Raw genomic sequence first — 13,702 nt, 5'->3', positions numbered from 1 at the left:
GGCTGGGCAGAGTTTAGCGCCGCCAAAGGACAGACTCCAATGCTTTATTCGTGTTCGACCGAGCGACCTTCGTAGTATGGAGAAGCGCCTCTGCGCCCTAGTCGGGCAAACCGGCAATGCGCAGTGCCTCTATATACCTGTCTCGATCATCTGGCCGCCGGAACGGCGGCAGTATCTCGGCGAGGTTTGAAATACGCAGTGTCGGATCGAATGCGCAAAGGCGAGCAACCATTTCCCGCGCTTCGGCAATCCGCCCCGCCTTGGCGAGGCCGGCAGCCGCGACGCGCATTGCACTCGGGTAATTGGGCTGGTGCCGCATCGACTTTCCCGCCCAGGCGGCGGCCTCGTCATAGCGGCCGGCACAAAAATGCGCGAGCCCGACATTGAACTGCCAGGCAAACAGGCGCGGATCAAACGGGCTAAGACGCATGGCAAGCGAGGCGTGCTCGATCGCCGTTTCCGGCTCGCCCAAGCAAATCTTGACCCAGCTGCTGACGCCAACGGCGGCGGCGAAATTCGGATTGAGAACGAGCGCCCGCTCGATGCATGCCGCGCTGGCGTCGAGATCACCGCTGACATAGCCAAGAACATATCCGCCATAGGAAAGCGCAATCGCGTCATCCCAGCCAAGTTCGACCGCCCGCCGGGCAAGCCTGGTCGCCTCGGCGGTTTCCTCCGCGCGGTCGATCATCCAGCCATTGCTCTTTCGGGTCGCATAGCAGCGCGAGGCCCGCGCATAAGCCACGGCGAACTCCGGGTCCCGCTCGATTGCCTGCATGAAAAGGCGCAGGGCCTCCTCAAGAGACGCTCTGTTTGTGATCGTCCGGTCAAATGCCGCCAGCCCCCGCAGGTAGTAGTCATAGGCGTCGAGGCTTTCTGTAGGCTTGCGCTTGGCGCGCTCGATTTCGGCCTCCTCGACCTTGGGGGTGATGGCGCCCACGATGCTTGCGGCGACCTGGTCCTGCAGATCGAAAACGTCGGCCAAGGTCCCGTCAAAACGATCGGCCCAAAGGTGGGCGCCCGTCGATGCATCGATCAGCTGCCCGGCAATGCGCAATCGGTCGCCTGTCCGCCGCACGCTGCCTTCAACCACATAGCGCACGCCGAGTTCGCGCCCGACCTGCTTTATGTCTACGGCCTTCCCCTTGTACGTAAAGCTGGAATTGCGTGCGATAACATAGAGATGGCGGAACTGGGCGAGGGCGATCGTGATGTCTTCTACGATGCCGTCGGCAAAATATTCCTGCTCCGGGTCTCCGCTGAGATTCTGGAAGGGCAAGACAGCGACCGACGGCCGGTCGTGAAGCGGGGTCGAAACGGACGGCGCCGGCGGCTTTGGCCCAGTGGCAGCGTTAGCCTCGGGTGCAGTCAGCGGAAGGTCGCCTGCCTTGCCCGCCTGCAAGGAAGCCGCGAGCGCGGTCGTTTGGGCCTCTGGTTCTGCGCCGAGGTGCCGCTTCAACAGGGCCTTGCATAATTCAAACTGGCGTAAAGCCGCGTTCTCATGGCCGCGCAGCGTATGTATGCGCATCAGTGCCCGATGCGCAGCCTCTGCGGTTGGGTCCGACGCGAGCAGCCTTTCCGCAAGCCCTTCGCAAACAGTTTCTTCCGGGGAGCCAGGCTGGGACAACGCAAGACTGAGCCGTTCCACCAACTGTTGCGCCTTCTGCTCGTATTTGTTCTGGTGGGGTCCAAACCACTCGTCCATGCCATCCGGAAGGGCTTCCCCCGCAAGCATCTCGCCGCGGTAAAGGTCCGCGGCGATCGCAAGATCGGAAGGACGGTCCGATTGTAATTTGAGGTCGAATACGGAGATGTCCGTTTGGTCGGGATCGACAATCAGGGCGACCGAATCCTGATCTCCGTCGATATAGGTGGTGGCATGCTCTCCGGGCGGGAACGACCGCCGGATGTCGACAAGCGCCTGCCGCAGGCTGTTGCGGGCTTGCCCGTCGGCTCGTCCCGGCCAGAAGAGTTCAGATAGCTGGTCGCGGCGATGGCCGCGGCGGCCAGCGAGGACGAGGGCGGCGAATAGAAGCGAAGTCTTGCGCGTTGTGAAGCGGACTTGCCGGTCATCCGGTGAGGTAACTTCTAGGCCGCCCAGCAACCTGATGCGCACAGATCATCTCCAGTTTATTGACCGCATTCGCAGAATAACATTCCGATGCCAGGATTTAACAGCGATTTAGCGCTATTGCGCGCCTCTTTCACGCGCCGCCGAACAGCCGCAAAGCGCGCCGGTGCCACACTCCCATCTGCAAACATGCAAAAAGGGAGATTGAAAAATGGCTCACACGGAAACCCACATCGGCCGCGCCCCGACTGAAACGCAGGTATGGGGGACGAAGCTCAACATCGTTGCAACAGCGATTGCTGCTTTCAGGAAGCGGAGGCAGGCCCTCGCAGCCCGAAGAGTTCTCGCCGAACTGACGCCCGAACAACTAAACGACATGGGTCTGCCGCAGGCCAATCACCCGGCGCTCGATATCAAGGCGGCTCTGATCACCAATCTTATGTCTATGCGATAACTTGGATCTCGAAGTATTTGGTGCGGGGTTCGATATTGGTGGAAGCCTTTCGATTATATCAAAAGAACCGCGCCAGATTATCGCGAATACGCTCGAGCGGATCGACATCGGCGCTACCGGGGTCGAAGGTCCTGTTGGTGATCGTTTCGTAAGCGTGGATGTAAACCTTGGTGGTCGCGTCGATCACGTCTTCCGGGATTTCCGGGATATCGTCCTTGTAAGGATCGCAGCGTTCGACCACCCAGTTGCGCACGAAATCCTTGTCGAAGCTCACGGGCCGCTTGCCTGGCGCATAGCTGTCGGCAAACCAATAGCGGCTGGAATCGGGTGTGTGGATTTCATCGGCGAGCAGAATATTGCCCGCTTCATCCATGCCGAATTCGTATTTGGTGTCGGCAAGGATCAGGCCCCGGCCGGCAGCGATTTCCTGGCCGCGGGCGAACAGCTTGAGCGCGTGGCTGGAGACGGTCTCCCACTGGTCTTGCGTGAGAAGCCCTTCAGAAAGGATCGCCTCGGCTGTCAGAGGCTCGTCGTGGCCGCCGTCGAACGCCTTTGATGTCGGTGTGATGATCGGCGCTGGAAGCTTCTCATTGTCCTGCATGCCGTCTGGCAAAGTGAAGCCGTACATTTCGCGCTTGCCGGCTTTGTAAAGCGTCAGGATCGACGTGCCGGTGGTGCCGGCGAGATAACCGCGCACCACGATTTCGACCGGCAGGATCGTCAGCTTGCGGCAGACGAGCACGTTCGGATCCGGATACTCGATTACATGATTGGGGCAGATATCGGCGGTCTGCTCGAACTGGTAGCGCGCAGTCTGCGTCAGCACCTGGCCCTTGAGAGGGATCGCCGCAAGAATGCGGTCGAAGGCGCTGATGCGGTCGGTGGCAATGATGATGCGCCGGCCATCGGCGAGGTCATAGTTCTCGCGCACCTTGCCGCGGTAATAGTTGGGCAATTCGGGAATATAGGCTTCCGCCAACGCTTTGAACTTTGCCATGGTGTCAGAAATTCCGCTGAAAAACGATATCGTCCCGCATAACACATATGCGGGAGGTGGCGAGTCAAAATTGTCGGGTAAAGAAGATTTACCGGCCGCCGGTGACGTCGAGAAGCGACCCTGTCACATAGGATGACGCGTCGCTCAAAAGCCAGACGATCGCCTCACCAACCTCATCCGCGGTGCCGGCGCGGCCGAGCGGCGCGGTCACGCCAAGGCGCTGGGCCCGGTCGGGCTGGCCGCCACTTGCGTGAATTTCTGTCTCGATCAGTCCCGGCCGGATGGCGTTGACGCGAATGCCTTCGGGGCCGACCTCCTTGGAAAGTCCGATGGTCAACGTATCCATTGCGCCCTTGGAACCGGCGTAATCGACATATTCATTGGGTCCGCCGATGCGGGCCGCAGCGGAGGAAAGCAGCACGATCGATCCGCCATTGCCGCCACGCGAGCGGGCAAGATGGCGCACCGCCTCGCGTGCGCAGAGATAGGCGCCAAGCACATTGACGTCGAAGATGCGGCGCATGCGTGCCGTGTCCATGTCCATCAGCTTGGAGGCCGGAGCAACGATCCCGGCATTGACGACCACTCCGTCGAGCGTGCCGAGTTCGCTTGCCTGTTCGAACATTGAAACAACATCGGCTTCGACCGAGACATCGCCCCGGATGGCCCTGGCTTTCCCGCCAGCATCTGCAATTGCCGCGACGACCTCGTCGGCGGCCGCTTTGTTACGCGCATAGTTGACCGCGACCGACCAGCCCATTCGCCCGGCAAGAATTGCGGTAGAGCGGCCGATGCCTCGGCTGCCGCCGGTGACGAGAATTGTCTTGGTCATGTCAGAGATCCCTCAGTAGGCATATTCCAGGAATGCGGGTTCCACCGAGCTGCCCCAGACCGAGTGATACTGGGAGAGCATCTGTTCGGCCGAGGTCGTTCCGCGCGCAACGACCTCTTCCAGCGAGGCGAGATAGTGCGTTTCGTCGAAACCTTCGCTGTTCAAACGGGCACGATTCTTGAGGCCGAGGCGTGAAATGGCAAGTGCGTCTGTTGCAATCTCACGCACTGCCCGGTTGCGGAGGGTAGCATTAAGCCCCTTTGCCGGAACCTCATCGCGTAGAGCCTGGACTTCCGGATAGGTCCAGTCTTTCGTCATCGCCTCGGCGGCGTTCAATGCCTCCGCATCATAGAGCAGGCCGACCCAGAAGGCGGGAAGGGCGCAAATGCGCCGCCACGGACCACCATCTGCGCCGCGCATTTCAAGAAAGCGCTTCAGGCGAACTTCCGGGAAAAGCGTCGAAAGGTGGTTCGCCCAATCCCCCATGTTGGGCGTGCCGTCCGGTATTTCGTGCTTGAGCGCGCCGTTCATGAACTGCCGGAACGTGACATGGGTGCAGTCGTGGTAGCGGCCATGGCGCATGACGAAATACATCGGAACGTCGAGCGCCCATTCGACATAGTCCGCAAAGCCGAAATTTTCGTTGAATATAAACGGCAAGACGCCGGAGCGGTTGTTGTCCGTGTCCCGCCAGATATTGGAACGCCAGGAAAGAAGCCCGTTTGGCTTTCCTTCGGTGAAAGGAGACATGGCGAAGAGGGCCGTCGCGATCGATTGCAGCTTCACGGATACCTGCATCTTGCGGCGCATATCGGTCTCGGAGGCGAAATCGAGGTTCACCTGGATCGTGCAGGTACGGTACATCATGTTGAGACCATCCTTGCCGACCTTCGGCATATAGTTGGTCATGATGTTGTAGCGCGACTTAGGCATGCGCGGCGTCTCGGCCAGTGTCCATTTCGGGCTGCCGCCAAGGCCGAGGAAGCGGATGCCGAGCGGTTCGGCGATTTCCCGAACCTGCGCGAGATGCGCATTGGACTCCCGGCATGTCTGGTGGATCGACAGCAGCGGTGCGCCGGAAAGCTCGAACTGCCCGCCGGGCTCGAGCGAAATCGCGCCCTGTCCGGTCGGCTCGACGAGCCCGATGATATTGCCTTCGTCGATGATCGGCTCCCAGCCGAGCTTCGATTGCATGCCTTCAAGAATCGCCCGAATACCGCGCGGTCCATCATAGGGGACCGGGCTGTTGTCTTCGGTGTAGAACGGAAACTTTTCGTGTTCCGTGCCGATGCGCCAGGCGGACTCCGGCTTTGATCCCGCGGCAAGATAGTCAGCCAGTTCTTCGGTGTTCGAGATCGGTGTTTCGTCTGTCGTGTCGCGCGCCATGGACGGTGCTTTCCGCTTGGATGGAGGTGGTTGCGCGTGATTGGCCGTTTTCAGGCAGGAGCGCAAGCGAATTTCTCTTATCGTCTTATCAAGAGAATTTGTATCTCACCAATCGCCGATTGTCGCCTGAATCAGGGCGAGGGCGGCCACCGCTGCGGTATCCGCCCTGAGGATGCGCGGGCCGAGCGGTATCGCGGTGACGAAGGGGCGTTTGTGCAGGGCCAGGCGCTCCTGTTCCGAGAAGCCGCCTTCCGGTCCGACGAGGACTCCAAGCGGTCCGCGGGGAAGGGATTGAAGCTGCGGCAAGGGGTTATGCGTCTCGTGCCCTTCGTCGCAAAAGATCAGGCGGCGTCCAGGCTCCCAGCCATCAAGCAACTTGTCGAGCTTCAACGGCTCACGCGTCTTAGGGATCGCCAGCACGCCGCATTGTTCTCCCGCCTCGATGGCGTTCGCCTCGATACGATCAATACCGATGCGGGCAACCTGCGTATGTTGGGTGATGACCGGTTGCAGGATACCCGCACCCATCTCCACGGCCTTTTGCACGAGATAGTCCAGCCGTCCCTGTTTCAGTGGCGCGAAGCAGTAGACAAGATCAGGCGTGGCCGGCTGGTCGCGCGTCCTTTCGAGCGGTTCAAACGCGAGTTTTTTCTTCGTTTCGAACCGAAGGGCGACGCGCCATTCACCGTCCCGGCCGTTAAAGGCCAAAATCTCGTCGCCATCCTTCATGCGAAGCACATTGGCAAGGTAATTGACCGCATCGGGCGTCGCATCGACGCGTGCAGCCTGGGCGAGATCACCGGCGACGTAGAGTCTCTGCATCTTGTAGTTGGCGCGCATGCTGAACCTGATCAGGAAAGAGGTGGCAAGCGACGCTTCACAGGCGACGACTTGACGATCGAGGTGTTGGTTTCAGCTTTTTCCGCGATCCGGTCAAGAATGGAATCAAGCTGCTCCATACTGCGAAACTGCAGCTTACCGATGAAGCAATCATCCCCGGTGACCTTGTCGCATTCTGTGATTTCGGGCGTTTCCTGGAGCAGGCGCTCGACGATATGCAGCATGCCGGGCAGGGGACGAATGCGGACGATCGCCGTCAATCCATAACCAAGCGCCACGGGATCGATGTCCACTGTGAACGAGCGAATGATATTCTTTTCCTCGAGCCGGCGGAGCCGCTCGGAAACGCTTGGCGAAGACAGGCCGACTTTCTGGCTGAGTTCCTTCAGCGAGATGCGTGCATCATCGATAAGAATTTCTAGAATTGTTCGGTCAAGTTCGTCCATGACAATGTACCCGTAAGGTGTTTCCCGCACTTCACCTGCATTAAAAAGGAGAAGCTGGTCCTTCGCCTTTCTTCAAACATAGCAAACGTTGCCGCATCCGCCTAGTCTTTGTCTCGCAGCATAAGGAGCAACGACATGGAAAAGGATATCGTCAGAGGCAGCGTCGAGATGACCGCCGCCATGATCATTTCGGGAACGATTGGCTGGTTCGTCTTGATGTCCGGCCAACCGGTATTCTCGGTCGTGTTCTGGCGGTGCGCCATCGGTGCCCTGACGCTGCTCGCCGTTTGCGCGGGTCTTGGCCTGTTCCGGCGAGACATCATTTCTCCCAAGCTCTTCGGGCTCGCCGTAGTGGGCGGCATGGCGATCGTCGCCAACTGGGTGCTTCTGTTTGCAGCTTATCCGCGCGCCTCCATCGCCATCGCCACGACTGTCTATAATGTCCAGCCTTTCATGCTCGTTGGCCTCGGCGCCTTGATCTTCAAGGAAAAGCTCACCGCCACCAAGCTATTCTGGCTGCTTGTCGCTTTCGCCGGAATGCTCCTGATCGTCCAGGCCAAGCCCGGCGCCGCCTATAGCGGCTCGGACTATATGACCGGGATCGGTCTCGCGCTTGGTGCTGCGTTTCTTTATGCGATCGCGGCTATCGTCGCCAAGCGGCTGAAGGGAACCCCGCCACACCTGATCGCCCTGATTCAAGTGTGCGTCGGCATCGTCATGCTTGCCCCGCTCGCCGATTTCAGCGCCTTGCCGCAAGGTGCCGGGCAATGGGCGAGCATCGTCACGATCGGCGTCGTTCACACCGGCCTCATGTACATCCTGCTCTATAGCGCGATCCAGAAATTGCCGACTCACATCACCGGGTCACTTTCGTTCATCTATCCGGTCGCTGCGATTCTCGTCGACTACCTCGCATTCGGCCATGCGCTGCAGCCAAGTCAATTGGTGGGGTCCGCCGCGATCCTGATCGCCGCTGCCGGAACAAGCCTGGGCTGGAGTTTCGGCAGGCGCGCGCCTGGGGGCGTGAACCTCAGAAGCCGTGCATGAGCGGCCGGTAGCCTGCGCGCAGCGCCCGCACTGTGGAGGGCGGCGTCAGCAGCATGGCGTCGCCATCCGGCCTCGCGCCCTCGTAGCCCTGCCACGACCAGCGATACGTGTTCCCGTTTCTTACGATAAAGGCGTTGTCGCCGCGGGTGATCATCGCGCCATCGGGAAGATCGCGGACGTGGCCCTTGATCGCGTGCAACGCCTTGCCGCTCTCATGATCAAGCCGCTCCCCGTGCAGGACGCGATCCATCTCCGGCGCTTTCATGGGGCGCCCATTGCCTTCCGCCCAGGCAGCTTGAAAGGCGAGTGCGCGTTGACGCTGGCAATAGAAACATGGCCGGTGCCCTGCGGAAAGCGCAGTTGCCTCATCGAGGAAGAACAGTTCCGTCCAGCTTTGCCGCGCCATGACGGGGCGGCGCACGTTCTTGAACTTGCAGACGCAAATGATCCAGGCGTCATTGGTCCAGCGCTTCCTCAACAGCGTCCGCGTGGCCGGATCGTGGATGATGCCGCGATTGCCCATCATCGTGCCGCGATAGGGTGCCGCGACAATCTCGCCAAAAGGTGTCACTCGGTTCTGCAGGGTCATTTGACGGCTTTCGACTCGTTCGGGGCCATGCTATCCGACAATCCACTTGGGTTTGGGGCACTTATCATGCGCGTTCTCGTCGTTCAGAATTATCAGGATACAGGGCTTGGGCAAGTGGGACGGGCGCTGGCGGAAGCGGGGGCTGCCATCGATTTGCGCCAGGCCTATCTCGGCGAGGCCCTACCGGCCGATGCCTCGGGCCACGATGCGCTGGTGGTACTTGGAGGCGATCAGAACGCGCTTGCCGACGCCACGCATCCGTACCTTCCGGAACTGGCGCAATTGACGAAGCGCTTCGGCGACGCAGACAAGGCTGTGCTCGGCATTTGCCTTGGCAGCCAGTTGGTCGCGCGCGGCTATGGGGCTGACAATATCCTCGGCCGCACGCCGGAATTCGGCTGGCACGAAGTCACCCGCAACGAGGCGAGCGAAGCCGATCCGGTGCTGGCATCCGTACCCGTTCGTTTTCCGATCTTCCACTGGCACAGCGACACGTTCACGCTCCCGGAAAATGCCATCCGCCTTGCATCGAGCGATGTGACCGCCAACCAGGCATTTCGCATCGGCCGCGCGGTCTACGGCATTCAGTTTCATTTCGAGGCGGATACAACTCTGGTCGAGGAGTGGCGGCGGGTCTTCCACGACCAGATCGCGTCCAATTATCCGGGATGGCTCGACAATTACGACAGCTACGTTGCCCGCGATGGCGCGGCGGCGGATGCCGCCGGGCTGGCGCTGGCCCGCGCCTGGGTCGCTCAGATCCAGCGTTAAATTAGGCTTCTTCTTCCCTCGCAAGTAGCACGCGCCACACGGATTCGTTGCAACTCTGCAACAGGTAAATCCAGAATCGGATAGCGACTGGCGATTCCTTTGGAACGTGTCTTCGATTCACTAGTTGGTAAGCAAACTGTCCTGTAGTGCCCCCACGGCTAACCGGCATCAAGCCGCGCCCTAAACGATGGAAACGCCTAAAATGACCACCAAGAGTGCTGCACTTTTGACTGCCGTAATGCTCTCAGCCATTCTGTTCATGGGCGTAGGTCTTTTCTCGGTGGATGCCGGCGGGCGTGTCGTCTCCAGCGATGGTTACGGTGTAAGCACGTCGTCGCGCTGAGCCACCTCCAGCAACAGCTTCCTGTCCTCTTCGATCATCAAGCCGCTGAGCCGGCCACTGGCAAAGGCGCCGGTATCGAGGTTCACGCGGTTTGACCGGACGTCCGCGTCGTCAACCGGCGTGTGGCCGTGCACGATGACCTTCGGATGAAGCGTTGCATTGTTGAGGAATTCGCCGCGTATCCAGATAAGGTCATCCGGGTTCTGCAGGTCGAGTGGGACGCCGGGCCGGATGCCGGCATGGCAGAAGTAAAAATCGCCGAAGGCGACCGAACGCTTGAGCCCGCGCAGGAATTGCTTGTGCGCATGGGGTATGGCGCGAATCAATTCTTTCCACCCCGCAAGCACCGAGACCGCATCGTCGAAATCGATATCGACACCGTAAGAAAGAGCTGTCTGCCGTCCGCCATTATGGGCGAAAACGCCGAACGCATCGCCGGTTGAAAGAAAGTCCAGCAGTCCGATATCGTGATTGCCGGCAAGTGCCAGCATATTGCGCGACTGCCTCGTCTCGCGCTCCAGCAGATCAAGCACCTCTCGCGATTGCGGCCCGCGATCGACATAGTCGCCGAGGTGGATGACGAGCCAGTCGTGCGGCGGCTGTTTGGCGTTTTCCCTGGCGATCAGCCGGTGCATCCCTTGCAGCAGATCAAAACGGCCATGCACGTCGCCAATGGCATAGATGCGCAGTCCGGCTGGCCCGCGTGCATGGTCGAACCCGATCATCCGCGTTCCGACTCGCGCTGGTTCCGGCGCAGGCGCGATACGTTCTGCCAGGCGCTACTGCGCGCTGCTTCGCTCTGCGCCTGCTCGATGTAGTCTATATGTTGCCCGACTGCCGCGCGCGCCGCCGTCGGATTTGAATTGATGATGGCCGCGAATATCGCCTTGTGCTGGTCCAGCAGTTTTTCGCGCGCCCCGGGGAAACCGTAGATCACCGTACGATTATAGAAGACATCGTCGGCGAGCAGGCGGTAACAGGAGCGTAGCGTGTGCAGCAGGATAATATTGTGCGCGCATTCGCCAATGGCATTGTGCAGCTCGACGTCGAGTTCGGCTTCCCGCTTGAAATCATTGGCCTTATAGGCCTCCTCCATCGCGGTCATGATGCGATGTAGCATGAGCCTGTCATCCTCCGTCGCGCGCCGTGCGGCGTATTCGGCAGCGACGCTCTCGATTTCGCGCCGGTATTCGAGATAGTCGGCGGCGGCCTTGCGGTGGCTGGATATGAGATCCATCATCGGCTTGGAAAACACCTCGCCGATGACATCGGCGACGAAAGTTCCGCCGCCATGCCGCGTCACAAGCAGGCCCTTAGTCTCCAGGAGTTTCAATGCATTGCGCAGGATCGGTCGCGAGACGTCAAACTGTACCGAAAGGTCGCGCTCGCCGGGGAGACGATCACCGACGCGCAGAACACCTTCGAGGATAAGCGTTTCGATCTGGCCGACAATATCATCGGCCGTGCGGGAGGACTGGATGCGCGCGAAGATAGGGCTGCTCATGGATAGCGGGTCCGCAAGAAAGATATCGATCCGCAGCGTAGCGGCAAAAATCGAAACTGGTCAAATCAATGATCCAGTTGCAAGGCAGTGCGGGGTCTTATTTGCCGCAGCCACGACAAAATAGAATCTGTTGAAAGCCGGACCCAATCCGTTCACGATCCTGTGACAGCCGATCAAGCCCAAGACCGGTCAGGGGATATATGGCCAAGAGACTAAAATCAGTCGCGACAGCTGCCGAGCTTGCGTCCGTTGTCGGCGGCGTTCTCGGTTTTCCCGCGCATGCGGAACGCGCCGTGGCGCTCGGCGAGGTGCATGCGCGGCCCTATCCGCTTGTCGATACGCCCCGCCTCCTGATCCAGCTCGCCTTCATGACCGAAGGCGGCTCGACGGTCGATCATGCGGTTCTGGCCGAACTCAGCCGCAGCATCGGCATCGCGCCGCCTGCGCGCGATGCCCGCCACCACGTCATGCCGTGGGGCAATGGTACCTTGCGCTGGGAACGCCATACCGAGTTTTCGACCTATCTCTGGGAAGGTCCTATGCCGCGCAGCGGCGCGGGGGCGCAGCATCCTTTCGGCCATGGTTTCAACCCGCCCGGCACCGTCATCGATGGCGTGCGGCTGGAGATCGTCAAGAAGGACGCAAATGCGCTGGCGATGATCAGCGAGTTCGATCCCGCAAGCCTTTGCTACAGTGATGTCGAAGGTGGTCTCGCCTCGATCGTCACGGATTTTCGCCAGGACCGCGACGGCCTGACGCGCATTCTCATCCTCGACAATGGGCTGTCCCCAGCGCGTGCCGGCGCGCTGTCGCAGCGTGTCATCGAGATCGAGACTTACCGGACGCTGGCGATGCTCGGCCTCCCGCTGGCGCATTCGCTGTCGCCGCGCATCCGCCGGATCGAGGATCGTCTTGCCGGCCTCACCAATGAGATGCGCCATGCAACCTCAGACAGCCACAAATTGCTCGACGAATTGACCTCGCTGGCGGCCGAACTCGAAGCGGACGCAGCTTCGAGCCTTTACCGCTTCGGCGCCAGCCGCGCCTATAACGGCATAGTCCTTGAACGCCTTGCGGCGTTGCAGGAGGAACCGGTCACCGGCTATGAAACCTGGGGCGCCTTCATTCAGCGCCGCATGGCGCCGGCGATGCGCACGTGCCGCTCGGTCAGCGAACGGCAGGAGAGCCTCTCCGAGAAGCTTTCGCGCGCGGCGACATTGCTGCGGACTTCGGTCGATGTGGAGCTCGAACGCCAGAACCGCGATCTCCTGACCTCGATGAACCACCGCGCGCAACTGCAGTTGCGGTTGCAGCGGACGGTCGAGGGCCTGTCCGTCGCGGCGATCTCCTACTATGTCGTCGGCCTGTTCTATTACCTGGCCAAGGGTGCGGAAACTTACATTCCCGACCTGCATTCAACGGTCCTTACCGCCATATTCGTGCCGGTTGCGATCATCGCCATGTGGTTTGTCGTAAAGTCGATCCGTAAATCGCATGCCGACGATTGATCAGTGCCTGTCCCATGGCGGCACCGGTCCATAGAGCGCCGCAAGATAGTCGATGAACAGGCGCACTTTCGCCGGCAGGAATTGCCGCGACGGATACACCGCATAGATGGCGACGTTGCGCGAGGCGGCATAGTCGCCGAGAACGCGCACAAGTTGTCCCGTCGCCAGTTCGGGACCGATATCCCAGGTGGAACGCAGGGCGATGCCGAGTCCGCCGAGCACTGCCTCGCGCACCACTTCACTCGAATTTGTCAGGAGCGGCCCGGAGGGGCGCCAGACCACAGCGCCGTAAGTGCCGACCAGACGCCACGGGTCGCCATTATGCGCCGCAAGGCAAATATGATTTTCGAGATCGGAGAAGGATTTCGGCGTCCCGTGCTCGGCCACGTAGCGAGGGGAGGCGACCAGAAAGCGCTCGACCGGCGCAAGCTTGCGCGCAACGAGGCTCGAATCGGAGAGTTCCGCAATTCGGACCGCAAGGTCGTAGCCTTCGCCGACGATATCGACGAACTCGTCGGCAAGGACCAGGTTGACGGCAAGGTCGGGATTGGCGCGCATGAACGGTTCGAGGTGCGGCGCGATATGCATGCGCCCGAACGTCGTCGGCACGGCAACCTTGAGCATCCCGTGCGCCTGTTCGGAACGGCGCGACACGAAGGCCTCGGCCTCCTCGACCCCGGCGAGGATTGCGAGCACGCGCTCGTAATAGCCTTGCCCGGTTTCGGTGAGCGCGATCTGGCGCGTCGTACGCTGCAGAAGCCGCGTGCCGAGCCGTTCTTCCAGCCGCCGCAGCCGCTTGGAGACGACCGCTGGCGAAAGGCCAAGCTCGCGGCCCGCTGCCGACATGCTGCCGGCGGCAACCACGCGGGCAAACACTTCCATATCGTTGAATTCACTCATGCGCGCACTCTCAC

At 60.6% G+C, this 13,702-nt stretch carries 15 protein-coding genes; 5 read left to right on the top strand and 10 right to left on the bottom strand.

Annotated features, from left to right (window positions below; genetic code table 11):
• Positions 1–97 precede the first annotated feature (97 nt).
• Entirely contained in the window at positions 98–2,116 is a 2,019-nt protein-coding gene (locus tag BM074_RS03025; protein WP_091919656.1) for a BTAD domain-containing putative transcriptional regulator, read from the bottom strand.
• Positions 2,117–2,282: 166 nt separating this feature from the next.
• Between BM074_RS03025 and BM074_RS03020 the strand changes: the two genes are divergently transcribed.
• On the top strand, positions 2,283–2,525 hold the full coding sequence (locus tag BM074_RS03020; protein WP_091919655.1) for a YjiS-like domain-containing protein: 243 nt from the start codon (positions 2,283–2,285) through the stop codon (positions 2,523–2,525).
• A gap of 58 nt (positions 2,526–2,583) precedes the next feature.
• Here the strand turns inward: BM074_RS03020 and BM074_RS03015 are convergent, their stop codons facing one another.
• From BM074_RS03015 to BM074_RS02995, 5 genes are all read right to left on the bottom strand, one after another.
• Positions 2,584–3,522 carry a phosphoribosylaminoimidazolesuccinocarboxamide synthase gene (locus BM074_RS03015; RefSeq protein ID WP_091919653.1) on the bottom strand — a complete coding sequence of 313 codons (939 nt, stop codon included), beginning with the start codon at positions 3,520–3,522 and terminating at the stop codon, positions 2,584–2,586.
• A gap of 88 nt (positions 3,523–3,610) precedes the next feature.
• Positions 3,611–4,354 (bottom strand): SDR family oxidoreductase, encoded by a 744-nt coding sequence (locus BM074_RS03010; RefSeq protein ID WP_091919651.1) that lies wholly within the window; start codon positions 4,352–4,354, stop codon positions 3,611–3,613.
• Between the two features lie 12 nt (positions 4,355–4,366).
• The gene (locus BM074_RS03005; protein ID WP_091919649.1) at positions 4,367–5,740 is read right to left on the bottom strand and encodes a glutamate--cysteine ligase; all 1,374 of its coding nucleotides are present in this window, start codon (positions 5,738–5,740) and stop codon (positions 4,367–4,369) included.
• Between the two features lie 105 nt (positions 5,741–5,845).
• Complete coding sequence (locus BM074_RS03000; protein ID WP_091919647.1) at positions 5,846–6,580, bottom strand: 16S rRNA (uracil(1498)-N(3))-methyltransferase; 735 nt, start codon at positions 6,578–6,580, stop codon at positions 5,846–5,848.
• A gap of 11 nt (positions 6,581–6,591) precedes the next feature.
• Positions 6,592–7,026 (bottom strand): Lrp/AsnC family transcriptional regulator, encoded by a 435-nt coding sequence (locus BM074_RS02995; protein WP_091919645.1) that lies wholly within the window; start codon positions 7,024–7,026, stop codon positions 6,592–6,594.
• Between the two features lie 135 nt (positions 7,027–7,161).
• On the opposite strand from BM074_RS02995, the gene BM074_RS02990 reads away from it, so the two are divergent.
• Positions 7,162–8,073 (top strand): DMT family transporter, encoded by a 912-nt coding sequence (locus BM074_RS02990; RefSeq protein ID WP_091919644.1) that lies wholly within the window; start codon positions 7,162–7,164, stop codon positions 8,071–8,073.
• Here the strand turns inward: BM074_RS02990 and BM074_RS02985 are convergent.
• Positions 8,057–8,662 carry a hypothetical protein gene (locus BM074_RS02985; protein WP_027230232.1) on the bottom strand — a complete coding sequence of 202 codons (606 nt, stop codon included), beginning with the start codon at positions 8,660–8,662 and terminating at the stop codon, positions 8,057–8,059. The two genes, BM074_RS02990 and BM074_RS02985, sit on opposite strands and share 17 nt — an antisense overlap.
• Before the next feature lie 66 nt (positions 8,663–8,728).
• Between BM074_RS02985 and BM074_RS02980 the strand changes: the two genes are divergently transcribed.
• Both BM074_RS02980 and BM074_RS22925 read left to right on the top strand, forming a co-directional pair.
• Positions 8,729–9,433 (top strand): type 1 glutamine amidotransferase, encoded by a 705-nt coding sequence (locus BM074_RS02980; protein ID WP_091921409.1) that lies wholly within the window; start codon positions 8,729–8,731, stop codon positions 9,431–9,433.
• A gap of 202 nt (positions 9,434–9,635) precedes the next feature.
• A complete protein-coding gene (locus tag BM074_RS22925; RefSeq protein ID WP_174207689.1) occupies positions 9,636–9,776 on the top strand; it encodes a hypothetical protein in 141 nt (46 codons plus the stop codon).
• On the opposite strand, the gene BM074_RS02975 is transcribed toward BM074_RS22925, so the two are convergent.
• Both BM074_RS02975 and BM074_RS02970 read right to left on the bottom strand, forming a co-directional pair.
• Complete coding sequence (locus BM074_RS02975; protein ID WP_091919642.1) at positions 9,749–10,501, bottom strand: metallophosphoesterase; 753 nt, start codon at positions 10,499–10,501, stop codon at positions 9,749–9,751. The two genes, BM074_RS22925 and BM074_RS02975, sit on opposite strands and share 28 nt — an antisense overlap.
• Positions 10,498–11,280 (bottom strand): FCD domain-containing protein, encoded by a 783-nt coding sequence (locus BM074_RS02970; RefSeq protein WP_027230229.1) that lies wholly within the window; start codon positions 11,278–11,280, stop codon positions 10,498–10,500. Before BM074_RS02970 ends, BM074_RS02975 begins: the two co-directional genes overlap by 4 nt.
• Before the next feature lie 200 nt (positions 11,281–11,480).
• On the opposite strand from BM074_RS02970, the gene BM074_RS02965 reads away from it, so the two are divergent.
• Positions 11,481–12,788, top strand: coding sequence for a DUF3422 family protein (locus BM074_RS02965; RefSeq protein ID WP_091919640.1), 1,308 nt, complete (start codon positions 11,481–11,483; stop codon positions 12,786–12,788).
• Here BM074_RS02965 and BM074_RS02960 read toward each other — a convergent pair whose 3' ends face one another.
• Complete coding sequence (locus tag BM074_RS02960; RefSeq protein WP_244532716.1) at positions 12,789–13,688, bottom strand: LysR family transcriptional regulator; 900 nt, start codon at positions 13,686–13,688, stop codon at positions 12,789–12,791. It lies immediately after the preceding gene.
• Positions 13,689–13,702 lie beyond the last annotated feature (14 nt).

Origin of the sequence: Phyllobacterium sp. CL33Tsu (assembly GCF_900113985.1) — a bacterium.
Lineage (GTDB): Bacteria > Pseudomonadota > Alphaproteobacteria > Rhizobiales > Rhizobiaceae > Phyllobacterium > Phyllobacterium pellucidum.
This window is presented reverse-complemented; position numbering and strand designations above follow the sequence as displayed.

Excerpts from the sequence above, each read along its gene's own strand:
- BM074_RS03020 (WP_091919655.1), top strand. The coding sequence starts at position 2,283 with ATGGCTCACACGGAAACCCACATCGGCCGCGCCCCGACTGAAACGCAG.
- BM074_RS03015 (WP_091919653.1), bottom strand. The coding sequence starts at position 3,522 with ATGGCAAAGTTCAAAGCGTTGGCGGAAGCCTATATTCCCGAATTGCCC.
- BM074_RS03010 (WP_091919651.1), bottom strand. The coding sequence starts at position 4,354 with ATGACCAAGACAATTCTCGTCACCGGCGGCAGCCGAGGCATCGGCCGC.
- BM074_RS03005 (WP_091919649.1), bottom strand. The coding sequence starts at position 5,740 with ATGGCGCGCGACACGACAGACGAAACACCGATCTCGAACACCGAAGAA.
- BM074_RS03000 (WP_091919647.1), bottom strand. The coding sequence starts at position 6,580 with ATGCGCGCCAACTACAAGATGCAGAGACTCTACGTCGCCGGTGATCTC.
- BM074_RS02995 (WP_091919645.1), bottom strand. The coding sequence starts at position 7,026 with ATGGACGAACTTGACCGAACAATTCTAGAAATTCTTATCGATGATGCA.
- BM074_RS02990 (WP_091919644.1), top strand. The coding sequence starts at position 7,162 with ATGGAAAAGGATATCGTCAGAGGCAGCGTCGAGATGACCGCCGCCATG.
- BM074_RS02985 (WP_027230232.1), bottom strand. The coding sequence starts at position 8,662 with ATGACCCTGCAGAACCGAGTGACACCTTTTGGCGAGATTGTCGCGGCA.
- BM074_RS02980 (WP_091921409.1), top strand. The coding sequence starts at position 8,729 with ATGCGCGTTCTCGTCGTTCAGAATTATCAGGATACAGGGCTTGGGCAA.
- BM074_RS22925 (WP_174207689.1), top strand. The coding sequence starts at position 9,636 with ATGACCACCAAGAGTGCTGCACTTTTGACTGCCGTAATGCTCTCAGCC.
- BM074_RS02975 (WP_091919642.1), bottom strand. The coding sequence starts at position 10,501 with ATGATCGGGTTCGACCATGCACGCGGGCCAGCCGGACTGCGCATCTAT.
- BM074_RS02970 (WP_027230229.1), bottom strand. The coding sequence starts at position 11,280 with ATGAGCAGCCCTATCTTCGCGCGCATCCAGTCCTCCCGCACGGCCGAT.
- BM074_RS02965 (WP_091919640.1), top strand. The coding sequence starts at position 11,481 with ATGGCCAAGAGACTAAAATCAGTCGCGACAGCTGCCGAGCTTGCGTCC.
- BM074_RS02960 (WP_244532716.1), bottom strand. The coding sequence starts at position 13,688 with ATGAGTGAATTCAACGATATGGAAGTGTTTGCCCGCGTGGTTGCCGCC.